Raw genomic sequence first — 24,354 nt, forward strand, 5'->3', positions numbered from 1 at the left:
AGGGGGCATGGATGCCAGCACCCTCGGCCTGCGCCGCGTCGTCGTCCCCACCGGGGCGGCGCCGCTCGTCGTCCACGCGGGTCGACGTTCGGGAAGCCCCGTGGCCACCGTCCTGCTGCACGGGGCGGCGGGCTCCTGGCGCACCTGGATTCCGATGATCGCGGCATCCGACGGCCTGCGCCTGCCCCTGTCCGACATCGTCGCGATCGATCTGCCGGGCTGGGGCGAGACGCCGGGGCCCGTGCCGGAGCCGGCCGAAATGGCCGTGGCGGTCGCGGCCGTCGCCCGCGCGCTCGGCTATCCGCGGTGGCGCGTCGTCGGGCACTCCCTCGGCGGCGTGATCGCTCTGGACGTCGCCGCGCGCTTCCCCCGCGAGACCGTCGCCGCGGGGGTGGTCTCGCCCAGCGGTGCCGGGGCACGAGCGATCGCCCGGCATCCCGTGCGCAGCGCGCGGCGACTGCCGTGGCTGGCGGGGATGATGCTCGCGATGCGGGTGCTGCGCGGCCTCGGCCCCCTCGCCCGTCCGCTGCTGCAGCTGCTGCGCCGCACAGGAGCCCTGCACCGGCTGGCACGTCCTCTGTTCCGGCATCCGCAGAACATCGACCGGTCGGTGACCGACGATCTCGCCGACGAGATCCGCCCCGCAGCCTTTCTGGCGGCAGCCAGGCTCTCGCGCGCACACGACGACGGCGTGTGGCGCCGCATCGCATGCCCGGTGCGCTGCGTGCGCGGAGCGCACGACGTCTTCGTCGCCGAGCGCGACGCCCGCGAGTGGGAACGCCTGATCCACGACTACGACGACCGCGTCCTCGACGACAGCGGGCACTTCGCCCACGTCGAGCAGCCGGTCGAGACCCTCCGGGCCCTCCGCGCGGTATGGGCGGCGGACCGTGCTCCCGCGATCCGTGCGGGAGCAGAACGCCCCCGCACGCCTCTCGCCCGTCGCGCGGGGTTCAGGGGCGACGCGAGATCGTGACCCTCCGCGGCGCGTCGGCGTCGAGCTCGACGGTGTGCACGGCGATCTCGCCGCAGGCGTTGTCGACCCCGCGTCCCCCGACCTGTCGGTCGATCTCGATCTCCCACCACGCGTCGGCGAGGTACTCGGCGACGCCGCGCCCCCACTCCACGATCACGGCAGAGCCCGCCACGTCGATGTCGAGGTCGTCGAGCTCGACCGCGGCCCCCAGACGATAGGCGTCGACGTGCACGAGCGGCGTTCCCCCGACGAGCGACGGGTGCGTGCGGGCGATCACGAAGGTGGGGCTCTGGACGGGCCCGCGGATGCGGAGCCCCTCGCCGATTCCCCGGGTCAGGGTCGTCTTGCCCGCGCCGAGGGGCCCGGTCAGCACGACCACGTCGCCGGGGGCGAGATCGCGACCGATCCGCCGGCCCAGTTCTTCCATGTCGCTCGGGCCGTCGATGACCCGCTCGCCGAGCAGTGCGTCGGGAACACTCACGCGCGAACCTCCCGTCGGGGCACGCGGGCACCCACGCGCGTGACGATCTCGTAGTCGATGGTGTCGGCGGCGTCCGCCCAGTCGCGCGCCGAGGGCACACCCAGAGTCGGGTCGCCGAAGAGGACGGCCTCATCCCCCACGGCGACCGGGTGGTCGCCCACGTCGACGACGAATTGATCCATGGCGATCCGTCCGGCGACGCGGAACCGACGGCCGTTGATCGAGACGGGTCCCCGGCCCGACGCCTGCCGCGGCACACCGTCGGCGTAACCGAGCGGGATCAGCGCGAGCGTCGTCTCACGCTCGGTGCGGTAGTCGTACCCGTACGACACCCCCGTGCCCGCGGGGACCCGCCGGACCGCCGCGACCGCGCCACGCAGGGTCATCGCCGGACGCAGGCCCAGGTCGGCCGACGAGCGGTCGCCGAAGGGGGAGATGCCGTAGAGACCGATACCGATCCGCACGCACCCGAGCCGGGCCTCCGGCAGCGCGATCGCCGCGTTCGTGGCCGCGATGTGCCGCAGCGGCGGAGTGAGGCCGACGGATGCCGCGAGCACCACTCCCTCTTCGAACCGGGCGAGAGCGGCACGGTCGTCGGCCTCGCTCGTGTTCGACAGGTGCGAGAACAGCCCGACCACGCGCAGCCGACCGATGCGTTCGAGACGCGCGGCCTCGGAGAACACCGTGCGCCAGTCGGCGGGGGCGATCCCGTTACGCGACAGCCCGGTCTCGATCTTCAGGTGCACGGCCGCGGACTGCTCGCCGTGGGCGGCCTCAGCCGCACGAAAGAGCTGGTCGATGTCGGAGATACCGAGCTCGATCTCCTCGCGCACGGCCTCGGCGAACGACGCGCCCGGGGCGTGCAACCACGCGAAGAGCGGCGCGGTGATGCCGGCACGCCGCAGGGCCAGCGCCTCATCGATGTCGGACACGCCGATGCGCGTCGCACCCCCGCGAAGCGCCGCGACGGCGGCACGGTGCGCCCCGTGTCCGTAGCCCGCGGCCTTGACGACCGCGATGATCTCGGACCCTGTCAGCGCGCGCAGGTGGCGCACGTTCTCGGTGATCGCGTCGACGTCGACCGCCGCCTCGCGCAGCACTCCCGGTGCCATCGTCATGCGTCGTCCTCTCGGAGGGGCGGGATCGCGGATGCCGGCACCTCAGTGCCGGGAAGGGACTCGGCGACGACATACGCCGTGGCGAGCCCCGCATCGTGCGACATCGACAGGTGCAGGGCCGTGATCCCCCGCCGAGCGACCGTGGCGGCCGTCTCGCCGCTGAGCGAGAAGACCGGTCGCCCCGACGGCTCCGACGTGACCTCGATGTCGGTCCAGTGCACGCCGTCGGAGCCGCCGAGCGCCTTGATCAGGGCTTCCTTCGCCGCATAGCGCGCCGCGAGGGAGCGGGGCTTCAGCGTGCGCTCGCCCACCGAGAACAGGCGGGGAACCAGCCGAGGGGTGCGCCGCACGTGCTCCTCGAACCGCGGAACGTCGACGAGGTCGACGCCGATACCGACGATCATGCGCGCTCCCCTCCTGGCATCCCTCTTATTCTGCCGGTGCTCGCCGACACCGAGACGACGAAGGGGCCGGATGCCACGGCATCCGGCCCCTTCGATGCGAGACCTACTCGACCGTCACCGACTTGGCGAGGTTGCGCGGCTGGTCCACGTCGAGGCCCTTCGCCTCGGCCAGGCCCATCGCGAAGATGTGCAGCGGCACCACGGCAAGGAGCGGCTCGAACAGGGGCGCGGCCAGTGGGATGCGCAGGACCTCGTCGGCAGCGGGGAGCACCGCGACGTCGCCCTCCTCGGCGATCGCGATGACGCGAGCGCCGCGGGCGCGGATCTCCTCGATGTTCGAGACGACCTTCTTGTGCATCTCGCCCGAGCCGCGCGGACTGGGAACGACGACGAAGACCGGCTGACCGGGTTCGATCAGCGCGATGGGGCCGTGCTTGAGCTCGCCGGCCGCGAAGCCCTCGGCGTGGATGTAGGCCAGCTCCTTGAGCTTGAGCGCCCCCTCGAGCGCGATCGGGTATCCGACGTTGCGTCCGAGGAACAGCACCGAACGGGTGTCGGCCATCCAGTGCGCGAGCTGCTCGATGCGGGCCTGCTCGGTCTCGAGCACGCGGGCGATCTTGCCGGGCACGGCTTCGAGCTCGGTGACGGCCTCGACGGCGACCATGGGGTCGACCGCGCCGCGCACACGACCCACGTGCAGAGCCAGCAGGTACAGGGCGGTGATCTGGGCGACGAACGCCTTCGTCGAGGCGACGGCGACCTCGGGGCCGGCGTGCGTGTAGACGATCGCATCGGACTCGCGCGGGATCGTCGCACCCTGGGTGTTGCAGATCGACAGGGTCTTCGCGCCGCGCGAACGGGCGTACTTGACAGCCATGAGGGTGTCCATGGTCTCGCCCGACTGGCTGATCGAGACGACCAGCGTGCGAGGGGTGAGCACGGGGTTGCGATAGCGGAACTCGTGCGCCAGTTCGACGTCGACCGGAACGCGTGTCCAGGTCTCGAGGGCGTACTTGCCGACCATGCCGGCATAGGCGGCGGTACCGCAGGCGATGACGAGGATGCGATCGATGTCGGCGAGGAAGTCGTCCATGCCGTCGAGTTCGGGAATCTCGACGCGGCCCTCGTGGATGCGGCCGCGGATGGTGTTCGCGACGGCCTCGGGCTCTTCGGAGACCTCCTTGGCCATGAACGACGACCAGCCGCCCTTCTCGGCGGCCGAGGCGTCCCAGGTGACCTCGAAGGCCTCGACCTCGACGGGGGCGCCCGAGAAGTCGGTGACCTCGACGCCCTCGGGGGTGATGGCCACGATCTCGTCCTGGCCGATCGCCAGCGCGTTGCGCGTGTGCTCCACGAAGGCGGCGACATCGGAGCCGAGGAAGTTCTCGCCCTCGCCGAGACCGATCACGAGCGGGGAGTTGCGACGCGCTCCCACGACCAGGCCGGGGTGGTCCTCGTGCATGGCGAGGAGCGTGTAGGCCCCCTCGAGGCGCGAGACGACCGAGCGGAACGCCTGCACCAGATCCTTGGTTCGCGCGTACTCGCGGCCGATCATGACCGCGGCGACCTCGGTGTCGGTCTCGCTGCGGAACGCGAAACCGTCGCCGACGAGCTCGCTCTTGAGCTCGGCGAAGTTCTCGATGATGCCGTTGTGGATGACGGCGAGCTTGTCGTCGTCGGCCAGGTGCGGGTGGGCGTTGGCGTCGGTGGGGCCGCCGTGCGTCGCCCAGCGGGTGTGGCCGATGCCGGTGGTGCCGTTCGGCATGGGCGTGGACTCGAGGTCGTCACGCAGAACGGCGAGCTTCCCCGCGCGCTTGCGCATGTCGAGCTGTCCGTCGCCGTCGATCACGGCGATGCCGGCGGAGTCGTACCCCCGGTACTCCAGACGCGACAGACCCGCCAGAAGGATGTCCTGGCTCTGCCGAGGACCCACATAACCGATGATTCCGCACATGGGTTCGAGTCTACGTGGCGGGGCTGAGCAAACCCCTCCGCAGCGCCCCGAGCCGCGCGCCCAGGCGATTCCACGACCCGTCCCGGACCAGCAGGAGGTCGAGCGCGATCATCGCGAGCGAGAAGGGCCAGAGCCCGAGCAGGATTGCGATGCTCAGGTGCATCCCCGTGATCACCAGCACCGCGGCGTAGCGCGTCGGCTTCCACAGGATGAGCACGGGGAACAGCATCTGCACCCACAGCGCCGCCCAGGTCGCCAGCGCCACGACCGGCGCCGACTGCCACGCGAGCTGGCTGAGCGCGGGGAGCACGTGGAACTGTTCGATGCTCAGCGCGTAGTAGATCGCCGTCCCGTTCAGCCATTCCTCGCCCTGGAACTTCAGCAAACTCGAGACGAGGTAGACGAGCAGGATCTGGAACACGCAGAGGATGAGCACCGTGTTATGGGTCCAGATACCCAGCCACGGCGGCACCCAGGTCGGCATCCGTCCGGCACGATGCGAGGGGCGGATGCCGCGGCGCCGTCGGATCCACGCATCGACCGAGAGATGCCGGCTGAGGTCGGCGAAGACGACGAAGAAGAGCACGATCCTCATGAGCGTGTCGCCGCCGTTGCCGAGCAGCGTGCTGTTCGTCGACAGCCCCACCCAGAACACCAGCAGCACCGGAGTCACCCACCGCGTCTGGAAGCCCACCACGAACAGGACCGCGAGCGCGAGCAGCACGTGGAACGAGAGGTCGAAGACGAGCGCGTTGTCTTTGGGGAACAGCAGGCGCAACGGTTCCCACCACCCCCGGCGGTCGGCCTCGGGGTCGACCCACCAGGCTCCCGCACCCCAGAGATAGTGGCGGTCGGCGTAGCTCGGAACGAGCACGATCAGCATCGAGACGCCGAACAGCACACGCAGGACCGAGAACCCGATCGTGGAGTGCTTCCGCGCGGTCAGCCAGTCCTGCAGGCGGGGCCATAGCGTCGCGGGGGCGAATCGCTTCCGCAGGCTCAGGGTCTCGACGGGTCGTTCCTCGTCGACGGATGCCGCTCGGCTCATCGTCCCGTGTACCTCTCGATGACCTCGTCGTAGATGGCCTGCACCTCGTCGGACGGAGCGACCGCCGGCTGTCGCCACCCGAATGTCGTGTACGACGGTTCCGTCTGCCGCTCCGCATCGAAGCGATGCAGGAAGTCGTTCGGCCGATCGTGCTCGATACGCCACCGGACGCGCTCGACATCGCGATCGAAGTACGCGCTGCCGAAGGCGGAGGCGAAACGGACGAGCATGTAGTCGTACCTCAGGTAGCTCACCAACGCCGCACGACTGCCCCCGAGACCGTCGATCTCTTCGAGCAGGGCCGACGGATCCATCGGCGCGAACGCCCCATCGTTGACGCGACGGATGAAGGTATCGCGCACCCGGTCCCGCTGCTCCGCGCTGAGCGCCTGATACCGCGTCAGGTAGGCCTGGGCGGCGTTGAAGCTGTTCTTCGAAATCCGAGACGGCGTCGGGATGCCGCGCGCCGCGGAGAACTCCGCGTCGGTGACGTCGACCCACTCGCTGCGCTGGAGCTCGCCGTCCTCGCGCCACTGCACCTGGATCTGGAGCGAGCGGTTGACCTTCATGATGTTCGGCGCGAACACGTTCCACCGCTGCGTGAAGTACGGAGAGAAGGCTGCCGACACGGCGGGACGCGTCGGGCTCGAAGGGATGGTGAACGACACTGCCACGAAGGCGTAGCCGAGGACGATGGCCAGGGTCATGGCGGCGGCGACCGCCGCCATGACCCCACCCGACCGCCGGGCGGAGGAAGGCCCGTCCGACACCCCCGATGCGGGTGCTTCCTCCGCCGTGGTGGTCATCGTCAGCGCTGCTCTCCGCTGGTGCTCCGTCGACGCAGGGTCCACAGAGTCGCACCGGCCACGATCAGTGCTGCTGCGAGGCCGCCGACGAGAGGTCCGTTCAGGTCCACGCCGGTGGCCGGGAGGGACGAGCCCCCGCCGTTCCCCGCGGCGGCGGGCTGCGCCGTCACGGTGAAGGCGGTGTTCTCCCGCTCGGTCGGGAGTTCACCCGTGACCGAACCGCGTACCTCCACCCGGTGGGCGCCGAGTTCGAAGTCGGCACCGACCTCGAAGGTCATGCGCGCCGAGCCTTCTGCATCAGCGGTGACCGGGGCGAGCTCGAACGGCGTGGAGTTCACCGTCGCCGAGACCGTCTCCCCGGGCTGGAAGCCCTGGACGACCACGGTCTGGCTGACGCCGATCCCCCGAACGATCTGCGGAAGGAGGACGTCGGCACGGGCCTGTACGGTGACGTCACCGTCGGTCGCGTCGGCATCGGTCGCGTCAGCATCCGTCGCGTCAGCATCCGTCGCGTCCGCATCCGTCGCGTCCGCATCCGTCGCGTCCGCATCGAGAACGTCGGCGTCGGCGTCGGCGTCGGCGTCGATGTCCAGCACGTCGGCATCCGCGTCGAGCACGTCAGCGTCGGCATCGAGAACGTCAGCGTCGATATCCAGCACGTCCGCGTCGATATCCAGCGCGTCGGCGTCGGCGTCGAGCACGTCGGCGTCCGCGTCGACGATGTCGATGTCGGCCACGTCGGCATCGATGTCCAGCACGTCGGCGTCCGCGTCGAGCACATCGGCATCCGCGTCGATATCGAGCACATCGGCGTCCGCATCGAGCACATCGGCGTCCGCGTCGACGATGTCGATGTCGGCCACGTCGGCGTCGATGTCCAGCACGTCGGCGTCCGCATCGAGCACATCGGCATCCGCGTCGACGATGTCGATGTCGGCCACGTCGGCGTCGATGTCCAGCACGTCGGCGTCCGCATCGAGCACATCGGCATCCGCGTCGACGATGTCGATGTCGGCCACGTCGGCGTCGATGTCCAGCACGTCGGCGTCCGCGTCGAGCACATCGGCATCCGCGTCGATATCGAGCACATCGGCGTCGGCGTCGAGAACGTCAGCGTCGGCGTCGATGTCCAGCACGTCAGCATCCGCGTCGAGCACATCGGCATCCGCGTCGATATCGAGCACGTCAGCGTCCGCATCGAGCACGTCAGCATCCGCGTCGATGTCCAGGACATCCGCATCGAGCACGTCAGCGTCGGCATCCGCGGCGACCGCGGTCACCGAGAACGACGTCGTGGCGATCGAGCCGTCGATGTCCTGCACCGCCGTCACCGAGAAGTCGCCCACGGGGACGTCCGCGAAGACGACCGACCAGAGACCTGCGCTGGTGACGGTCGTCGTCTGCGCACCGAGAGTCGGGACCGAGACGGTGACCTCGGCACCGGCCTGGCCGGTACCGGTCACGGTCACCGAGCGCGTCGCGTCCGGCTCGCCGACCTCGTACTCCGTGCCGGCGATCGGCGCCGTGATCTCCACGGCCTCGGCGAGCACGACGCTGAACGAGACGGTGTCCACCGAGTCGTCGGCATCCTGGGTCGCCGTCGCCGTGTAGTCGGCGATGGGCAGATCGGCGAAATCCACGCTCCACGTGCCGTCGGCGGCCGCGGTGGTGGTCTCCGTGGCGCCGTTGTCGAGCTCGACCGTGACGGTCGCGTCCGGCGAGGCAGTTCCCGAGACGGTCACCGTGGCGACGCCGTCGATCTGGCCGATGGCGATCTCGGTGCCGTCGACCGGCTCCTCGATCACGACGTCGGGCGTCTCGGCGATCGAGAAGTCCACCGTGTCGGTCGATCCATCGAACTCCTGGGTCGCGGTGATGCTGTAGTCGCCGATCGGCAGGTCGGTGAACGTCGCGGTCCAGGTTCCCTCCGGTCCCACCGGGACCGTCTGGATCGTCCCGCCGATTTCGACGTCGACGTTCGAGCCCGGGAAACCGGTTCCGGTGACGGTCACGTCGGTCGTGACGTCGACCCCGGGGACCACGAAGATCTGGTCGGGTGTCGGAGCGGTGATGACCACATCGGGCGCCTCGACGACCGAGAAGTCGACCGTCGCGGTGGTGCCGTCGGCGTCCTGTGTGGCCGTGGCGGTGTAGTCGCCGACGGGCAGATCCGTGAAGACCGCCGTCCACGTCCCCTGCGGAGTCACCGTGACGACCTGGTCCTCCTGACCGGGGATCGAGACGGTGATGACCGCGTCGGGCTCGCCGGTTCCGGTGACCGTCACATCCGACACGTCGTCCGGTCCGGGAACGACGAACTCATCGCCGGTCTCGGGCGTCGTGATCGACACGTCGGCGTTGTCGTCGAGTGCGTTGGGGCCGACCGTGGCGTTGGCCAGTTCGATGGTCGTCGCGATCGAACCGGGCAGCACCGTGATGATAGCTCCCGTGATCGAGAAGACACCCTCGGCGCTCGTCGACTGGTTGTTGACCGTGACGCTGGCGACTGCCGGCAGAACCGTCCCCAGCGCGGGCGAGAGGACGGTCGTCACCGGGGTGACCACGACGTCGACCGCGGCACCGACATTGGCGACGATGGCCTGCACGGGTGCGAGGATCGCGCCGGCGACGGCGCCGAGTCCCACGGGGAGCGTGATCCCGCCGAGCACGACGATGCCGGAGGTGTCCCCATCGAGCAGTTGGCCGATCGTGGTGTTCACGCTCAGCACAGGAACCTGCGGGGTGATGAGGATCGGCGGGATGACGACCCCCCCGGTGACCGAGATGCCGCGCACGGCGTTGAGGACGGCCGTGTCGATGCGATCGGTGAGGCCCGTGACGGCATCCACGACGGCATCTTGGATGTACGGCAGCGTCTGCGCACCGAGGAGTTCTGCCCCTGCGGGAAGGTTGTTCAGGCGGCCGATCTCGTCAAGGTCGACGATGATCTCGCCCGTGCCCAGGTCGATGACGACGCCCGGGTACTCGTCGGAGGTGATCTGCCCGGTCAGCAGGCCGCTGATCGCGCCGGTGAGGCTGGTCGTGCCCACCGACAGGTTGGCCTGAACCCCGAGTGCCCCCAGGACGCTCGCGACGCCACCGTTGACGAGGCCGTCCACGTTGTCGAGCGAGGCCTGCAGTCCCCCGACCGCGGTGTTCAGCTCTGCGGTCAGCGCAGAGAGGGTGGCGCTGTCGATGACGAGCTGTCCGCCCGCGATGGTGTAGCTGCTGGTCGCGTCGGCGGGCGCGTCCTGCGCTGCCCGTGCCGACACGGCACCCAGCGTGAGGTCGAGTCCGGTGATCTCGTCGACCAGTTCAGCGGCCACGGATCCCGCGAGCGTGTCGACGGCGCCGCCGAGGCTGAGACTCAACGGGCCGGTTGCCGGAGCGCCCGTACCGATGATGCCGCCCGAGCCGACGGCACCGGACGCCCCCACCGAGGAGCCGTCGGGGTCGGCGCTGGCATACTGGCCGACGACGCCGAGCGAGCCGAGGTCGATCGGCACCTGCACGCCGCCCGGAGCGGTGACGTTCACGACGCCCACCGCGGTCAGGTCGAGCGTGTTGTAGTCGGTCACCGTCTCCTCGGTGCCCCCGTTGGTGGCCGTGGCCCCTTCGAGCAGGACCACGTCGTCAAGGTCGATGAGGCTCAGGATCGACCCGCCGAGGAAGGTCCCCGAGGCGTTGGAGACGTCACCGGGGGCGGCGTTCGCGGCGGTGACGCCGCCGAACAAGCTGAGAGAGGCGGCCCCCACCGCCGCGGCCGTCTTGACCGACGCCCGTCCGATCCGCGAGCGCGTCCACACCGCGCTCCTTCTCCGTGACCCGGCCCGCCCGGGCGATGACCCGGACGTCCCCTGATTCGCGCGATCCATAGAAACACTCCTGTACCTGGTGCTCGGGACGCGCGTGTGCAGCGCCCTCTGCGGCCTTCCGACAGCCGTACGGATCATTTAAAAGCGCTATGAGAACGCTGAGAACATGCCGGGCTACGGGGATCGCTACGGGTCCGAACACCCAGTACTGCGGACCTCCGCGCGCTCGTCATCAGATACGGGAGCGGTGCGGCTCACCCGCACGGCGGGCTCGAAGAACCGCGAGAACACGCGGATGCCGGTAGCCCCTGGCACTACCGAGCCACTACTGCGGCCGCACCGGCGTCGGAATGCTCAGAGCTTGCGCAGCAGCACCGTCTCGACGGTGTGGTCCGCACCCTTCTGCAGGACGAGCTTGGCGCGGTGGCGCGTGGGCAGCACGTTCTCTTCGAGGTTCGGCAGGTTGATCTCGCGCCAGTAGCCGAGCGCGCGCTCGACGGCCTCTTCGTCGCTGATATCGGCGAACACCTTGAAGAACGAGGTCGGATTGGTGAAGGCGTTGTCGCGCAGGGCGAGGAAGCGATCGACGTACCAGCGCTCGATGTGCGCCGCGTCCGCATCGACGTAGATCGAGAAGTCGAACAGGTCACTCACCGCGACCTCGTTCGGCGAGGGCGGCGGCTGCAGCACGTTCAGCCCCTCGACGATGACGACGTCGGGACGATGCACCGTGACGTGCGCGTCCGGCATGATGTCGTACCGCACGTGCGAGTAGAAGGGAGCCCGCGCTTCTTCTGCTCCCGACTTCACCTCGCTGAGGAACTCCACGAGCGCTCGACGGTCGTATGACTCAGGAAAGCCCTTGCGGTCCATGAGGCCGCGCCGTTCGAGCTCGGCGTTCGAGTAGAGGAAGCCGTCGGTGGTCACCAGCTCCACTCGGGGGGTGTCGGGCCAGCGGCTCATCAGCTCGCGCAGCAGCCGCGCGATCGTCGACTTGCCCACCGCCACCGATCCCGCTACTCCGATGACGAACGGAGTCGTCGCGTCCGGCTCGCCCAAGAAGGTGCTCGTGTCGGCGCCGAGTCGACGCGTCGCCCGCGCATACAGACTCAGCAGACGACTCAGCGGCAGGTAGACCTCGGCGACCTCGCGAGGGTCCAGTCGGTCGCCGATGCCGCGCAGCTGCACGATCTCGTTCTCGGTCAGCGGCTGCTCCAGCCCGCCGGCCAGACGAGCCCAATCGTCGCGATCGATCTGACGGTAAGGGCTCAGCGACGGCGCGGGAGCTGCGGTCTCAGCGGCGGACACTCGCTCATGCTACCCGCCCCTCTCCCCCGCGGCCCCCGAGCGTCGCAGCGCGGCCACTACGCTCGGACCGTGCGCCTGGGAGTCCTCGACATCGGTTCGAACACCGTCCACCTGCTCGTCGCGAACGCCCGGGCGGGAGGACGCCCGACCGCCACCACCTCGCACCGCTCCGTACTCCGACTCATGCGCTACCTCCTTCCGGACGGGTCGATCTCCGCAGAGGGGGTGCAGGGGTTGGTGGATGCCGTGACCGCGGCGCGCGATCGCGCCCGGGCCGAGAGGGTCGACGAGCTCCTCGCGACGGCGACCTCCGCGGTGCGGGATGCGACCAACGGCGAAGAGGTCATCGCCCTCATCGAAGAAGTTCTCGGACAGCCTCTCCAGGTGCTGGGAGGTGAGACCGAAGCCCGGTTCACCTACCTCGCGGTCCGTCGCTGGTTCGGGTGGTCAGCGGGACAGATCCTGCTCTTCGACATCGGCGGCGGCTCCCTCGAGATCGCGGGGGGCGCCGACGAGCTCCCCGATCTCGCCGAATCCGTGCCGCTCGGCGCGGGACGTTCGACGGTGCGGTTCCTCCCCCACGACCCTCCGAGCGACGACGAGATCGACGCGATGCGTCAGCACGCGGCGTCCGTCCTCGCCCCGGTCGCCGAACGCTTCGCCGCGCTCCCGCGTCCCGATCACGTGGTGGGGTCGTCCAAGGCGATCCGCTCGCTCGCCAAACTGGCGGGCTACCCCGTGCCGGGGTGGTCGGGCATCGACCGGATGGTCCTCCCGCGTAAGGAGCTCAAGGACTGGATCCCACGACTCGCACGCATCCCCGCCGACGCGCGCGAGGCCCTGCCCGGAATCACCGCCGACCGCACGTTCCAGATCGTGGCCGCCGCGATCGTCGTCGAGCGTGCGATGAAGGCCCTCGACGTCGAAGAGCTCGAGGTCTCACCCTGGGCCCTGCGCGAGGGCGTCCTGCTGCGCTACATCGAGTCGCTCGAGTACTGATCACCGCAGCATCCCGTCAGTGGGAGTGTTGAGCACCGGCGCAGGGCTGCCTGCGAACGAGGACGGGGCGGGCGGGCTCGAGGCCCGTCCCGCCCCGTCGCGATGTCAGAGCGCGAGACGCTCCCGCACGACGTCGGCGAGGCGATCCGCGTGAGCGCGGGCATCCTCTTCGGATGCGGCCTCGACCATCACGCGCACGAGCGGCTCGGTGCCCGACGCGCGCAGCAGCACGCGACCGGAATCGCCGAGTTCGGCCGTCGACGCGGCCACGGCTTCCTGCACGCCCTCATCACTCACGCCGTCGCGATCCACGCCGCGCACGTTCACGAGCACCTGCGGATAGACGGTCATGATCGAGGCGAGCTCGGCCAGCGTCTTGTTCTGGCGGGCCATCTCGGCCACGAGGTGAAGACCGGTCAACAGTCCGTCACCGGTCGTGGCGAACTCGCTCATGATGACGTGTCCGGACTGCTCACCGCCGAGGGAGTAGCCCCCCTCATTCATGGCCTCGAGCACGTAACGGTCCCCCACACCGGTCTGGAGCACCCGGATGCCGTGGGCTTCCATCGCCCGGTGGAGTCCGAGGTTGCTCATGACCGTCGCCACGAGCGTGTCATCGGCGAGGGCACCACGATCCTTCATCGCGACCGCGAGGATCGCCATGATCTGGTCGCCGTCGACGATGTTGCCCTGAGCATCCACGGCGAGGCAGCGGTCGGCGTCCCCATCGTGGGCGATGCCGACGTCGGCGCCGAGGCGCACGACGGCCTCAGCGAGCACGTCGAGGTGCGTCGAGCCCACGCCGTCGTTGATGTTCAGGCCGTCGGGCTCGGCTCCGATGACCGTGACCTGGGCGCCCGCGTCTTTGAAGGTCTCGGGCGACACGCCAGCCGCCGCGCCGTGAGCGCAGTCGAGGACGACATGGATCCCGTCGAGGCGGTGCGGCAGCGACCCGAGGAGGTGCAACACGTAGCGATCCTCGGCGTCGGCGAAGCGACGGATGCGGCCGACCCCGGCGCCCGTGGGCTGGAGCCGGTCCCAGTCGAGGGCGCTCTCGATGCGCTGCTCGACGATGTCGGGCAACTTGGTGCCGCCGCGGGCGAAGATCTTGATGCCGTTGTCGGGAGCGGGGTTGTGCGACGCCGACACCATCACACCGAAGTCGGCGTCGCGGTCGGCGATGAGGAACGCGGTGGCGGGAGTGGGGATGACTCCCGCGTCGAGCACATCGACGCCCGAGGAGGCCAGTCCTGCGGCGACCGCGGCCGAGAGGAACTCTCCCGAGACGCGCGGGTCGCGGGCGACGACGGCCGTGAGGCGACGACCCTCGGCCTTTCGCGCCTCCGCAGAACGGCCCTGGCCCAGGACGACAGCGGTCGCCTGGGCCAGGTGCAGCGCGAGTTCGGCGGTGAGGAGGCCGTTGGCCAGCCCCCGCACCCCGTCCGTGCCGAAGAGAGGCATACGGAGGATCGAACTCAGCGCTTGGAGTACTGAGGCGCCTTGCGGGCCTTCTTGAGACCGGCCTTCTTGCGCTCCTTGACGCGAGCGTCGCGCGAGAGGAAGCCGGCCTTCTTCAGGGTCGGGCGGTTGTTCTCGGCGTCGATCTCGTTGAGCGCGCGGGCGATACCCAGACGCAGCGCGCCGGCCTGACCCGAGGGGCCGCCACCGGAGATGCGCGCGATCACGTCGTACGAGCCCGCGAGCTCGAGCACCGTGAACGGGTCGTTGATCAGCTGCTGGTGCAGCTTGTTGGGGAAGTAGTCCTCGATCGTGCGGCCGTTGACCGTGATCGTGCCCGAACCGGGAACGAGGCGCACGCGGGCGATGGCCTGCTTGCGACGGCCCACGGCTGCGCCGGGAACCGAGAGCACGGGGCGCTCGGCGGCGACGACCGACTGCTCGGCCGGCGTCTCGGTGCTGTAGTTGCTGGAGTCGATGTTCGACACTGTTTCGTCCTTATCCGGCGGCGCTTACTGGGCGACCTGGTCGAAGGTGTATGCCGTGGGCTGCTGAGCACCGTGGGGGTGCTCGGCGCCGCGGTACACCTTGAGCTTCTTGAGCTGCGCCGCGCCGAGGCTGTTCTTGGGCAGCATGCCGCGGATGGCCTTCTCGACCGCGCGGACAGGGTTCTTCTCGAGGAGTTCGTCGTAGGTGACGGACTTCAGTCCGCCCGGGAAGCCCGAGTGGCGGTAGGCCTTCTTCTGCGTGAGCTTCTGACCCGTGAGCGCGACCTTTTCGGCGTTGATCACGATGACGAAGTCACCAGAGTCGATGTGGTTGGCGAAGGTCGCCTTGTGCTTGCCGCGGAGGAGAACCGCCGCGTGCGAGGCCAGGCGGCCGAGAACGACGTCGGTGGCGTCGATAACGACCCACTCGCGCGTGACCTCAGCGGCCTTGGGGGTGAAAGTGCGCGTCACAGTAGTGCTGCTTTCTTGATCGAACGGAGGAGTTCGTGAATCCCGCTCCGGTGGTCCGTTGCCCCGCCGATGACGGGAGAACAGGGCCGGTGGAGGGCTCACGTTCGGGTAACCCGCTCGCAGAGAGGCGGGCACCAAAGATCAAGACTACGCCATCCGGATGCCACGGCCAAACGTCGCCCCTCCCCCCAGGCCCGAGCGCGCCCACCGTACACCCCGAACCGTCCACGTCCACGAAAAGACGGATGCCCCGCCACCGGTCGGGTGGCGGGGCATCTCGGCATCCGTCGCGTCCTCCGCGGGTGCGGGCGAGAGAGGGACGCGCGGCGGCGGGTCAGCGCTTCAGGAAGTCGATCAGCACACGGTTGAACTCGTCGGCGTGACTGACATTGACGCCGTGGGGCGCCCCCGCGACGACGTGCAGCTCGCTGCCGGCGATCGCCTCATGGGTGCGCTTGCCCGAACCCTCGAAGGGCACGGTCGTGTCGCTGTCACCGTGGATGACGAGGGTGGGCACCGTGACGTTCGGGAGATCCTCGCGGAAGTCGGTGGTCGCAAAGGCCTCCATCGACTTCAGGGCGGCGTGGTGGTCGGCCTGATTCGCGAGACGCTCGGCCTCGGCCCGGTCGGCCTCCGAGACGGCGAGCGTGCCGTCGACGGAGAAGAAGTCGGTCGTGAACTGGTGGTAGAACGCCTTCTCGTCGTCCTTCAGCCCTTGCTTCATGCCGTTCGCCGTCGCGTCGTCGAGCGGGCCCTCGGGGTTGTCGTCGGTCTGGGCGAGGTACGGCGGCACGGCGGCCGCAAAGACGACGCTGTGCACGCGGTCGGCCCCGTGGCGCGTCAGGTAGCGCGCGACCTCGCCCCCGCCCATCGAGAAGCCGACGAGCGTGACGTCGCGCAGGTCGAGCGCTTCGAGCACGGCCTCCAGGTCGTTGCTGAATGTGTCGTACTCGTAGCCGGTGCGCGGCTTGTCGCTGCGCCCGAAACCGCGACGGTCGTACGTCACGACCCGGTAGCCGGCGGCCTCCAGGGCCGGGACCTGGTGGGCCCAGGACTCGCCCGAGAGGGGCCAGCCGTGGATGAGGACGACGGGGCGACCCGTGCCGCCCGTGTCGTCGACATGAAGGTCGATGTCGGTCAGAAGTCCGTGGTGGGCAATGATCTCGCTCATACCCGCCATCGTTCGGGCCCAAGCTGAGTGTGCGGGGGCTGTTGACGCGCCGCGGCCCGCTTGGTAAAACGCGTTGCGCACAGGTCGCGGCCGTCGCGCAACACCTCTTGGCGATGCGGAGCGCCTGGTTACCCTTCCCCCATGAGCCCGAGTCGTTCGTCCGCCGCCGTCATGCTGCTCGCCGCGAGTGTCTTCACCCTGGCCGCTTGCGCCCCCCTGACCCCCGCGAGCGATACCCCGACCAATGATCGGGAAGCCGTTCGGGCGATCACCACGGCTGAATCCGCCGCCGGCGGGCGCGCATTCCAGCTCGAGGCGGACGACGGGGCGTGGGAGGTGCATGTCGGTTCGGGCGGCCGAGAGGTCGAGGTTCGCGTGAGCTCGGACGGCGGGGAGGTGCGCTCCTCCACCGACGGCGGCACCCTCGACGCCGAAGACCGGTCGGCGCTCGACGCTGCCGGGACCACCCTGGCGGACGCCGTGCGCATCGCCGCAGCCCAGGGCACGGGCGGCGCCGTCGAAGAGGCCGAGCTCCAGCGCGACGGCACCGCGACGACGTGGAGCATCGACCTCACCGGAGGTGTCACGGTACGCGTGTCGGCGACCGACGGCAGTGTCGGCTGAGCAGAACGCCGCGGACGACGAACCACCGAGCGGCTCCCCCGGGCGCGACGTCGCCGCGTTCAGGCGAGATCGCCGAAGAGGGGCGCGGCCGACGCACCGAGTTCGAAGTGGTGCCCATTGATGGCGAGCAGGTCCCGCCCGCCCTCGGGGAGGAACCCCGAGGCTGAGGAGGCGCTCACGTCGCTTCGGCCGATCATGCGCCCATGCTCCGATGTCACGTGGGGGGATGGCAGGGCTTGACATCGTCGCCCCGGTGCACGGAAGCTGCACGCGAATCAGTTGTGCACAATTAAATTGTGTGCAACAGTTTATTCATGCCCGCCGTCGACCAGCTCGTGTGCTTCGCGCTCTACGCCGCCAATCGCACGACCACGCAGGCGTATCGCGCACTCCTGGAACCGTGGAACCTCACGTATCCGCAGTACATCGCGCTCGTCACCCTGTGGAACGACGGCGAGCAGACCGTCGGCAGCCTCGGAGAAGCCCTTCAGCTCGACTCCGGCACTCTCTCCCCCATGCTCGCCCGCATGGAGAACGCGGGGTACCTCACCCGAACGCGTCGGCCCGACGACGAGCGCGTGGTCACCGTCGCCCTCACCGAGCGCGGCGTGAGGCTGCGCACCGAGTTGGCCCACGTTCCGCAGTGCATCGCCGCGGGCTCCGGCCTCACCGACGCCGCCAGCGCTCGCGAACTGATCGACGCCCTGCGCCATCTCACCGAAGCCATGAAAGACCTGCGCGACCATCCCGACGACGCGCGCGACGCCCACGCGACGCGCCACACGGCCTGACGATCGCCTCCCCACCGTCCCCAGAAAGGAACACCATGGACGTTCTCTACACCGCCGAAGCCGTCTCCACCGGCCAGGGCCGCCTCGGTCACGTCACGGCCGGCACCTACCTCGACCTCGACGTCGCTCCCCCCAAGGAGCTCGGCGGCTCCGGCGCCGGCACCAACCCCGAACAGCTCTTCGCCGCCGGTTACGCCGCCTGCTTCCACAGCGCTCTGCACTCCGTCGCCCGCGCGCGCAAGGTCACGATCGAAGACTCCTCGGTCGGCGGCCGCGTCCACATCGGCCCCAACGGTCAGGGCGGCTACCAGCTCGCCGTGCTTCTCGAGGTCGTCCTGCCCGGCATCGAGCACGATCTCGCCCAGCAGCTCGCCGACGAGGCGCATCAGGTCTGCCCCTACTCCAACGCGACGCGCGGCAACATCGAGGTCACCGTCACCGTTTCGGAGGACTGACCTCCCCTGAACCCCGGGGCGAGGCGCTGAGCCCCACGTATCGCGCCTCGTCCCGGCTTGCCGCCCCGCTCCGCCGGGGCGGTTTCGTCGTCTCGGCGTACAGTGACAGTCGTGATCCGGGTGGTTGTCGTCGACGATGAGGCGCTCGTCCGCTCCGGTTTCTCCTTCATCCTGAACGCGGCCGATGACATCGAGGTGGTCGCCGCCGTGGATGGACCCGATGCGCTCGCCGTCATCCGCGCGCTTCGCCCTGACCTCGTCCTCCTCGACATCCGGATGCCGGGAGTCGGCGGCCTCGACATCCTCGCGGCCCTCCGCGATGACGCGGAACGGCCGGTGGTCGGCATCCTGACGACGTTCGCGGCCGACGAGTCCATCACCCGCGCCCTGCGGGACGGCGCCTCGGGATTCCTCGTCAAGGACACCGATCCCGCGCACCTCGCGGCGATGGTCCGTTCTCTCGTCGCGGGTGGGGTCGTCCTCTCCCCGGAGGTTTCGCGCGCCCTCGTGGAGGGTTACGCCGGGAGACCCGACCTCGACGCCTCGCGTCGCGTCGCTCTTCTCACCGACCGCGAGCGCGACGTGCTCGGATACCTGCCCACGGGCGACTCGAACGCCGAGATCGGACGCCGGCTGCACCTCAGCTCCGCCACCGTCAAAGATCACGTCAGCTCGATCCTCAACAAGCTGTCGGTGTCGTCGCGGGTCGAGGCCGCCCTGATCGCGCAACGCGCCGGCTCGCCGGCCGATCGACGCTGACCGCCGAGCGGGAGGCTCAGGTCAACCGGAGCTCCCCCTCCGCCTTGCCGTAGGAGCGGCGCAGCCACTGCCCGAAGCCGGGCTGCGCGAGGCAGGCCGCCGCGCTGTCGCAGGTGACGACGGGATCCTGCGCCGCGTAGGTCGCGTAGACGTCGACCTTCTCATCGAGGGCCTCTCCCTCGACGTTGATGGGCTCGTGCTGCGAGGGATAACCGATGTAGTACGTGACAGCCTCGGGTGCGATCCCCACGACCGGTGCCACCGCTCGGACGAGCGATCCGACGCACGAGTGATCGGGGTGATCCCCCCGCGCGAAGGCGCTCTCGTGCGGGATGTTGGTCGTGATGCGATCGGGACGACCGGCGTGGATCAGCTCGGCGATGGTCTCCGAAAGACGACGCGCGTCGAGCGTCGGGCCGTCATCGATCGGCGCGAGAGCGGGCACCGTGCCGTTGATGAGCTGGGTGAGACCGGCCTCGCCCGTCGTCGGGAACCCCTTCCCGCTGAGGTTCCCGTCCGGCAATCGGAGCACGGTGATCGACAGCCGCGGATCGTCGGCGGGCACGAAGCGTGTGACCCGTGCGCCGCTTCGCAGCGTCAGCTGGGAGGTGTTCCAGGGCTGCGTGCTGCCGCGCATCTCGTCGTACGCGGCCCGGATGCCGGCCTCGCGCTGCTGCGCGTAGCCGAGGCCCCGTCCCGCGTCGCCCGCGGTGACGAAGACCGTGCGCAGGGTCGCCCCGGAGCCGATGATCCCCGCGAGATGGGGATTGGCGAAGATGATGTCGTCGTCGGCATGAGCCCAGACCGCGACGGTCGTGTCTTCCCCCGGCTCCTCGAGAGCGGGGGACGGAGCCCGCGGGGAGGCATCGGGGACGGGAACGATGGGACTGAGCTTGACCCAGGTTCCTTCCGGGGGCGCCGAGCGCCGGATCTGGCGGTAGACGAGGGCGCCACCACCGAGCGCGGCGAGTCCGCCCACGGCGACGCCGCCGAACACCAGCGCTCTCCGGGATATCCCGGACCGGCGCGGCGACGCCGATTCGTCGGGTGCCTGTTCGGCGCCCGAAGGCTCGTCGATGTCCCTCACGGCGACTCCGTCCTGTACTTCGCCCCCCGGCGACGGATTGCGGGTTTCCCCTCGCCCTCGGGCGCCCTTCGACGTTATCGCGATGGTTGCCCTATCCGAGCCCGAAACCCCGCAGCCCCGCCACCCGGCGGGGTGGGGTGAGACCGATCGGCGGATCACGCTCCCACGCCACCGCGGTGCAGATGTGCATCACGCACCGGACGCATCGGCGATGCTCAGCGCGCACCTAACGAAGCTGACCACACTCCCCCTATGCAGACGTCCACACCGCCGCGGTCACTGTCGCCCGTCGCACTGCGCATCCGCGCTGTCCTCAACGAGTGGGATCCGATCGGAGTCCACCACATCGGGCACGGATGGCCCGACGACGAGTACGACGACCTCATTCTGCCCATTCTCGACGCCCTCGACGCGCAGCCCTCCGTCGACGACCTGGCCGCCGAACTGCGCACCGTCGTCGAGAACGACTACGGGCTCCCCGCTCCCGAGGGCTGCTGGGAGACAGCCCTCTCGCTCCTCGACCTCAGCCGCTGACCGATATCCTCCGGCGCGGGTGGATGCAAGACCTGCCGCCGGATGACCGCGCCGTCCTAGCATTCCGTTCATGGCCGATCTCTCCCGTCCGCAGACGCCCGATCCGTACCCGCTCCTTCCGTCCGCACCGTCCTTCGACGTGGTCAGCGACGACGTCACCGACGGACACCCCCTCGCAGACGCCCAGGTCGCCGACAAGGGCAATACGTCCCCGCATCTCTCCTGGTCGAACGTCCCCGAGGGCACCAAGTCGTTCGTGATCACGGGCTTCGACCCCGACGCCCCCACCCCGAGCGGCTTCTGGCACTGGGTGCTCGTCGACGTTCCGGCGGACGTCCGCGAATTGGCATCCGGAGCCGCCTCCGGCGATCTCCCGGGCGACGCCTTCCACGTCCGCAACGACGGCGGCACGGCCGGATTCCTCGGCGCCGCGCCCCCGCAGGGCGATCAACCCCACCGTTACTTCTTCGTCGTGCACGCCGTGAGCGAGCCGTCGCTCGGCGTCGACGCCGACGCCTCCCCCGCTGTGGTGTCGTTCAATCTGGCGTTCACAACGCTCGGACGGGCGATCCTCCACGGCACCTACCAGCACTGACGCCTCGTCTACCGACGGAACGCAGCGGAGGCCCGGGCCGCCGAATGCGCGCGGCTCAGCCCATCTGAAGCTCGGCCTCGGTCTTGGCGTAGGACCGTTGGAGCCACTCGCCGAACTTGCGGGTCTTGAGGCACGCGGTGCGATCGGCGCAGCGGATCACCTGGTCCTGCTGCGTGTAGATGCGGTAGGTGTCCACCTTGGAGTCGAGGACCGCTCCCTCGAGGTTGCGCGGCAGGTTCTCGGAGGGGTATCCCACGAAGTACCGGATGCCGGGCCCCACGGCTGCATCCGACGTCAACGCATCACGGACCAGTGTTCCGACGGCCGAGTGGTCGGGGTGGTCCCCCGGAGCGAAGACGCTGCCCCGGGGGATGTGGGTGAGGGTGCTCTCCGGAGTGAAGGCGGAGGCCAGCTCCCGGACCGAGCCCACGAGCTGATCCCGGGTCACGGCCGGCCCCCCATCGACGGGGACGAGCGATCCCTCGGTTCCGTCGTAGAGCTTGCTGAGGGTCGCGTGCGCGGTGGCGTCGAAACCGGCGCCGGTGATGTTCCCGTCCGGCAGGCGCAGGTACAGGACCGACAGATGCGGGTCGTCCTTCGGCGTCAGTCGCCGCACGTGCACGCCGGTATCGAGTGCGATGTCCGTGGCATCCCACTCGCCGTCCTTGCCACGCATGGCGTTGTATGCGCGCAGGATGCCGAGCTCCCGCGCCCGCACATAGTCCATCCCCTTGCCGGCATCACCCGCCGTGACGAACACGGTGCGTACGCACCGACCGGCGGCGATCGCATCCGAGATGGTCGGATTGGCGAAGATGATGTCGTCGTCGGGGTGCGCCCAGACGGTCATCAGGGTCGACGACCCGTCGCAGGTCTGCGCGGCCGGCGAGACCGGAGGCGCCGGCGGCGGCGTGGGGGTCTGTGAGACTGTCGGAGAGGCCGCGGGCATCGTTGTCGTCGTCTCGGGGGACGGCGCGGGCGGCGAGCTCGACGCAGGCTCGGGGCGCAACAGCGCGAACGCGAACACACCGGCTACCGCGGCGACCACCAGCGCAGCGATCGCGATCGCCGCGATCAGACCGGCCTGCCCGCGGCGGGGGCGAAGCGGCGGCGACGAGGCGCGGGACATCGGAACCTTCCGTGCGGCCAGCAGTGGCGACCCCGCCGTTCGGCACGATCTCGAGGCAGCCGGGCACGGCTGATCCGCGCCCGAGTGTAGGGGACCGCCTGCCGCACCACCAACCTGTCGCCGGTCGTAGCGCACTCGGACAACGAACGTTCACGTCTCCTGCGTATGACAAGAAAAGCAGGGTGAGTTGACGGGTGAACATTGCCTGTTACTGTTCGCGGGAGGGTTCCCACGCGCGCGTGGGAAAGGCGAGAGGGGCACACATGGCGATGTCCGGCCTGCGCCCCGGCGGGTCTTCATCAGACGCCGACCCGGGCGGAACCGCCGCCGCGCTCGGCCCATCGACGCCGGAGCGGTCCCTCCCCGCTGAACCACCGATGCCGCCGGCCTCCTCCCCGCCCCCTGCGCGCGTTCGCGATCCGTGGCGAGGCCTCTATCGACGCAACCTCGTGCTGACCGACTTCGCCGCCCTCGTCTGGGTCGTCTACGGCACCCAGCTCCTCTGGTTCGGACTGGGAAACGCCCAGCTCGCCGCGGGCCGCGACAGTCGCATCAGCGACCTGTCGTATTGGGCCTTCTCGGCGATCCTCATCGTCACGTGGATGTGGTCGCTCGCCTTCGTCGAGTCACGCAGCGACCGCGTGATCGGCACGGGTTCGGCGGAGTACGTCCGCATCGCCGACGCCAGCTTCCGACTGTTCGGAACCGTGGCCATCATCGCTTTCCTCGCCCAGATCGACCTCGCGCGGGGGTATCTTCTGGTGAGCCTGCCGCTCGGCATCCTGGTCCTCTGCTTCACCCGCTGGATGTGGCGGCAATGGCTCGTGGTCCAGCGTTCCCGCGGACGATACTCCGCCCATGTGCTCCTGGTCGGGTCGCTGCCCTCCGTGACGCAGCTCGCTCGCGAGTTCGCCCGCAACCCCAGTGCGGGATACCGCGTCGTCGGCGCCTGCGTGCCGAACGGGAAGACCGCTGACACCATCCCCGGCACCTCCATCCCCGTGATGGGCCACGTCGGCGACGTGACGCGGGCATTGCAGGCGACCGGCGCCGACACGGTCGCCATCACCAGCGCCGATGAGCTCCCCGCCGAGAAGGTGAAGGAGATCTCATGGAGCCTGGAGGCCGGCCGCCAGCATCTCGTCCTGGCCCCGAGCATCGTCGACATCGCCGGCCCGCGCTTGCACACCAGGCCCGTCGCGGGTCTGCCCCTCATCCACGTGGAGACGCCCAAGTTCTCGAGGGGGCAGAGCTTCCTGAAGAGATCCGTCGACCTTCTCGCGGCGAGCGTCGGTGTCGTGCTCCTCAGCCCGATCCTGCTCTTCCTGGCCATCGCGGTGCGCCTGTCGAGCGAGGGACCTGTCTTGTTCCGACAGACCCGCGTGGGCTTCCGCGGTCGCGAGTTCACCATGTTCAAGTTCCGCTCGATGGTCGTCAACGCCGAGGAGCTGCGCGCCCAGCTAGCCGCGCAACACCGCGATTCGGGCAACGAGGTGCTGTTCAAGATGAAGAACGATCCGCGGGTCACGCCGATCGGACGCGTCATGCGCAAGTTCAGCCTCGACGAGCTCCCCCAGCTCTTCAACGTCATCGGCGGTTCGATGTCCCTCGTCGGGCCGCGACCCCCCTTGCCTTCCGAGGTGGCTGTCTACGCCGACCACGTCCACCGACGCTTCCTCGCCAAGCCCGGCATCACCGGTTTGTGGCAGGTCAGCGGCCGCTCCTCCCTCTCCTGGGAGGATTCGGTTCGGCTCGATCTGTCCTACGTGGAAAACTGGACCCTGCTGGGCGATTTCGTCATCCTCGGCAAGACGGCCCGTGCAGCGCTCGCCCCCGGCGAAACCGCGGCGTGACGCTGACCCCGCTGCACCGCAGCGTCCACC

General features: G+C 69.6%; 24 protein-coding genes. 9 read left to right on the plus strand and 15 right to left on the minus strand.

Annotation, left to right across the window (positions count from 1 at the left end):
* The first annotated feature begins 7 nt into the window (after window positions 1–7).
* Window positions 8–976, plus strand: a complete 969-nt coding sequence (locus tag DEU35_RS03700) for an alpha/beta fold hydrolase (RefSeq protein WP_103206718.1) — start codon at window positions 8–10, stop codon at window positions 974–976.
* Here DEU35_RS03700 and tsaE read toward each other — a convergent pair.
* From tsaE to coaA, 8 genes are all read right to left on the minus strand, one after another.
* Window positions 954–1,457, minus strand: coding sequence for a tRNA (adenosine(37)-N6)-threonylcarbamoyltransferase complex ATPase subunit type 1 TsaE (gene tsaE / locus DEU35_RS03705; RefSeq protein ID WP_371861576.1), 504 nt, complete (start codon window positions 1,455–1,457; stop codon window positions 954–956). The two genes, DEU35_RS03700 and tsaE, sit on opposite strands and share 23 nt — an antisense overlap.
* A complete protein-coding gene (gene alr, locus DEU35_RS03710; protein ID WP_181904564.1) occupies window positions 1,454–2,575 on the minus strand; it encodes an alanine racemase in 1,122 nt (373 codons plus the stop codon). Before alr ends, tsaE begins: the two co-directional genes overlap by 4 nt.
* Complete coding sequence (locus DEU35_RS03715) at window positions 2,572–2,979, minus strand: holo-ACP synthase (protein WP_103206719.1); 408 nt, start codon at window positions 2,977–2,979, stop codon at window positions 2,572–2,574. The genes alr and DEU35_RS03715 overlap by 4 nt, the downstream gene beginning before the upstream one ends.
* A 103-nt stretch (window positions 2,980–3,082) precedes the next feature.
* The gene (gene glmS, locus DEU35_RS03720; protein WP_103206720.1) at window positions 3,083–4,933 is read right to left on the minus strand and encodes a glutamine--fructose-6-phosphate transaminase (isomerizing); all 1,851 of its coding nucleotides are present in this window, start codon (window positions 4,931–4,933) and stop codon (window positions 3,083–3,085) included.
* Between the two features lie 10 nt (window positions 4,934–4,943).
* Window positions 4,944–5,981 (minus strand): HTTM domain-containing protein, encoded by a 1,038-nt coding sequence (locus DEU35_RS03725; RefSeq protein ID WP_116238654.1) that lies wholly within the window; start codon window positions 5,979–5,981, stop codon window positions 4,944–4,946.
* Window positions 5,978–6,709: a DUF5819 family protein gene (locus DEU35_RS03730; protein ID WP_103206722.1), complete on the minus strand. Its 732-nt coding sequence runs from the start codon at window positions 6,707–6,709 to the stop codon at window positions 5,978–5,980. The genes DEU35_RS03725 and DEU35_RS03730 overlap by 4 nt, the downstream gene beginning before the upstream one ends.
* An 80-nt stretch (window positions 6,710–6,789) precedes the next feature.
* Window positions 6,790–10,593, minus strand: coding sequence for a choice-of-anchor G family protein (locus DEU35_RS03735; RefSeq protein WP_116238655.1), 3,804 nt, complete (start codon window positions 10,591–10,593; stop codon window positions 6,790–6,792).
* Between the two features lie 363 nt (window positions 10,594–10,956).
* Window positions 10,957–11,910, minus strand: a complete 954-nt coding sequence (coaA, locus tag DEU35_RS03740) for a type I pantothenate kinase (RefSeq protein WP_103206723.1) — start codon at window positions 11,908–11,910, stop codon at window positions 10,957–10,959.
* Between the two features lie 69 nt (window positions 11,911–11,979).
* Here coaA and DEU35_RS03745 point away from each other — a divergent pair, with 69 nt between their 5' ends.
* Window positions 11,980–12,909 (plus strand): Ppx/GppA phosphatase family protein, encoded by a 930-nt coding sequence (locus DEU35_RS03745; protein WP_116238904.1) that lies wholly within the window; start codon window positions 11,980–11,982, stop codon window positions 12,907–12,909.
* A gap of 105 nt (window positions 12,910–13,014) precedes the next feature.
* On the opposite strand, the gene glmM is transcribed toward DEU35_RS03745, so the two are convergent.
* The 4 genes from glmM to DEU35_RS03765 all read right to left on the minus strand — a co-directional run bounded on the left by glmM (window position 13,015) and on the right by DEU35_RS03765 (window position 16,497).
* The gene (glmM, locus tag DEU35_RS03750) at window positions 13,015–14,370 is read right to left on the minus strand and encodes a phosphoglucosamine mutase (RefSeq protein ID WP_116238656.1); all 1,356 of its coding nucleotides are present in this window, start codon (window positions 14,368–14,370) and stop codon (window positions 13,015–13,017) included.
* Between the two features lie 14 nt (window positions 14,371–14,384).
* The gene (rpsI, locus tag DEU35_RS03755) at window positions 14,385–14,855 is read right to left on the minus strand and encodes a 30S ribosomal protein S9 (RefSeq protein WP_058597862.1); all 471 of its coding nucleotides are present in this window, start codon (window positions 14,853–14,855) and stop codon (window positions 14,385–14,387) included.
* A 24-nt stretch (window positions 14,856–14,879) separates the two neighbouring features.
* The gene (gene rplM / locus DEU35_RS03760) at window positions 14,880–15,326 is read right to left on the minus strand and encodes a 50S ribosomal protein L13 (protein WP_094734663.1); all 447 of its coding nucleotides are present in this window, start codon (window positions 15,324–15,326) and stop codon (window positions 14,880–14,882) included.
* Window positions 15,327–15,660: 334 nt separating this feature from the next.
* Window positions 15,661–16,497 carry an alpha/beta fold hydrolase gene (locus DEU35_RS03765; protein WP_103206726.1) on the minus strand — a complete coding sequence of 279 codons (837 nt, stop codon included), beginning with the start codon at window positions 16,495–16,497 and terminating at the stop codon, window positions 15,661–15,663.
* A 141-nt stretch (window positions 16,498–16,638) separates the two neighbouring features.
* On the opposite strand from DEU35_RS03765, the gene DEU35_RS03770 reads away from it, so the two are divergent.
* Entirely contained in the window at window positions 16,639–17,121 is a 483-nt protein-coding gene (locus tag DEU35_RS03770; RefSeq protein ID WP_116238657.1) for a PepSY domain-containing protein, read from the plus strand.
* Between the two features lie 59 nt (window positions 17,122–17,180).
* Here DEU35_RS03770 and DEU35_RS16990 read toward each other — a convergent pair whose 3' ends face one another.
* Entirely contained in the window at window positions 17,181–17,318 is a 138-nt protein-coding gene (locus DEU35_RS16990; protein ID WP_181904565.1) for a hypothetical protein, read from the minus strand.
* Between the two features lie 117 nt (window positions 17,319–17,435).
* Here DEU35_RS16990 and DEU35_RS03775 point away from each other — a divergent pair, with 117 nt between their 5' ends.
* From DEU35_RS03775 to DEU35_RS03785, 3 genes are all read left to right on the plus strand, one after another.
* Entirely contained in the window at window positions 17,436–17,912 is a 477-nt protein-coding gene (locus tag DEU35_RS03775; protein WP_103206728.1) for a MarR family winged helix-turn-helix transcriptional regulator, read from the plus strand.
* Between the two features lie 35 nt (window positions 17,913–17,947).
* Window positions 17,948–18,367 carry an organic hydroperoxide resistance protein gene (locus DEU35_RS03780; RefSeq protein ID WP_103206729.1) on the plus strand — a complete coding sequence of 140 codons (420 nt, stop codon included), beginning with the start codon at window positions 17,948–17,950 and terminating at the stop codon, window positions 18,365–18,367.
* A 111-nt stretch (window positions 18,368–18,478) separates the two neighbouring features.
* Window positions 18,479–19,126, plus strand: coding sequence for a response regulator transcription factor (locus DEU35_RS03785; RefSeq protein WP_103206730.1), 648 nt, complete (start codon window positions 18,479–18,481; stop codon window positions 19,124–19,126).
* 16 nt (window positions 19,127–19,142) lie between these two features.
* Here the strand turns inward: DEU35_RS03785 and DEU35_RS03790 are convergent, their stop codons facing one another.
* Entirely contained in the window at window positions 19,143–20,213 is a 1,071-nt protein-coding gene (locus DEU35_RS03790) for a PIG-L family deacetylase (protein WP_170210569.1), read from the minus strand.
* Window positions 20,214–20,465: 252 nt separating this feature from the next.
* On the opposite strand from DEU35_RS03790, the gene DEU35_RS03795 reads away from it, so the two are divergent.
* Together DEU35_RS03795 and DEU35_RS03800 are read left to right on the plus strand one after the other, a co-directional pair.
* A complete protein-coding gene (locus DEU35_RS03795; protein ID WP_103206732.1) occupies window positions 20,466–20,747 on the plus strand; it encodes a hypothetical protein in 282 nt (93 codons plus the stop codon).
* A gap of 70 nt (window positions 20,748–20,817) precedes the next feature.
* Window positions 20,818–21,342, plus strand: a complete 525-nt coding sequence (locus DEU35_RS03800; RefSeq protein WP_103206733.1) for a YbhB/YbcL family Raf kinase inhibitor-like protein — start codon at window positions 20,818–20,820, stop codon at window positions 21,340–21,342.
* A 55-nt stretch (window positions 21,343–21,397) separates the two neighbouring features.
* Here DEU35_RS03800 and DEU35_RS03805 read toward each other — a convergent pair whose 3' ends face one another.
* Window positions 21,398–22,471 (minus strand): PIG-L family deacetylase, encoded by a 1,074-nt coding sequence (locus DEU35_RS03805; protein ID WP_116238658.1) that lies wholly within the window; start codon window positions 22,469–22,471, stop codon window positions 21,398–21,400.
* Window positions 22,472–22,848: 377 nt separating this feature from the next.
* On the opposite strand from DEU35_RS03805, the gene DEU35_RS03810 reads away from it, so the two are divergent.
* On the plus strand, window positions 22,849–24,324 hold the full coding sequence (locus DEU35_RS03810; RefSeq protein WP_103206735.1) for a sugar transferase: 1,476 nt from the start codon (window positions 22,849–22,851) through the stop codon (window positions 24,322–24,324).
* Window positions 24,325–24,354 lie beyond the last annotated feature (30 nt).

The organism is Microbacterium sp. AG157, from assembly GCF_003385695.1.
Taxonomy (GTDB): domain Bacteria; phylum Actinomycetota; class Actinomycetes; order Actinomycetales; family Microbacteriaceae; genus Microbacterium; species Microbacterium testaceum.

Bases quoted from the DNA above. Each gene is read 5' to 3' on its own strand.
- DEU35_RS03700 (WP_103206718.1), top strand. From the start codon at position 8: ATGGATGCCAGCACCCTCGGCCTGCGCCGCGTCGTCGTCCCCACCGGG.
- alr (WP_181904564.1), bottom strand. From the start codon at position 2,575: ATGACGATGGCACCGGGAGTGCTGCGCGAGGCGGCGGTCGACGTCGAC.
- DEU35_RS03715 (WP_103206719.1), bottom strand. From the start codon at position 2,979: ATGATCGTCGGTATCGGCGTCGACCTCGTCGACGTTCCGCGGTTCGAG.
- glmS (WP_103206720.1), bottom strand. From the start codon at position 4,933: ATGTGCGGAATCATCGGTTATGTGGGTCCTCGGCAGAGCCAGGACATC.
- DEU35_RS03725 (WP_116238654.1), bottom strand. From the start codon at position 5,981: ATGAGCCGAGCGGCATCCGTCGACGAGGAACGACCCGTCGAGACCCTG.
- DEU35_RS03730 (WP_103206722.1), bottom strand. From the start codon at position 6,709: ATGGCGGCGGTCGCCGCCGCCATGACCCTGGCCATCGTCCTCGGCTAC.
- glmM (WP_116238656.1), bottom strand. From the start codon at position 14,370: ATGCCTCTCTTCGGCACGGACGGGGTGCGGGGGCTGGCCAACGGCCTC.
- DEU35_RS03765 (WP_103206726.1), bottom strand. From the start codon at position 16,497: ATGAGCGAGATCATTGCCCACCACGGACTTCTGACCGACATCGACCTT.
- DEU35_RS03770 (WP_116238657.1), top strand. From the start codon at position 16,639: ATGAGCCCGAGTCGTTCGTCCGCCGCCGTCATGCTGCTCGCCGCGAGT.
- DEU35_RS16990 (WP_181904565.1), bottom strand. From the start codon at position 17,318: ATGATCGGCCGAAGCGACGTGAGCGCCTCCTCAGCCTCGGGGTTCCTC.
- DEU35_RS03775 (WP_103206728.1), top strand. From the start codon at position 17,436: ATGCCCGCCGTCGACCAGCTCGTGTGCTTCGCGCTCTACGCCGCCAAT.
- DEU35_RS03780 (WP_103206729.1), top strand. From the start codon at position 17,948: ATGGACGTTCTCTACACCGCCGAAGCCGTCTCCACCGGCCAGGGCCGC.
- DEU35_RS03795 (WP_103206732.1), top strand. From the start codon at position 20,466: ATGCAGACGTCCACACCGCCGCGGTCACTGTCGCCCGTCGCACTGCGC.
- DEU35_RS03800 (WP_103206733.1), top strand. From the start codon at position 20,818: ATGGCCGATCTCTCCCGTCCGCAGACGCCCGATCCGTACCCGCTCCTT.
- DEU35_RS03805 (WP_116238658.1), bottom strand. From the start codon at position 22,471: ATGTCCCGCGCCTCGTCGCCGCCGCTTCGCCCCCGCCGCGGGCAGGCC.
- DEU35_RS03810 (WP_103206735.1), top strand. From the start codon at position 22,849: ATGCCGCCGGCCTCCTCCCCGCCCCCTGCGCGCGTTCGCGATCCGTGG.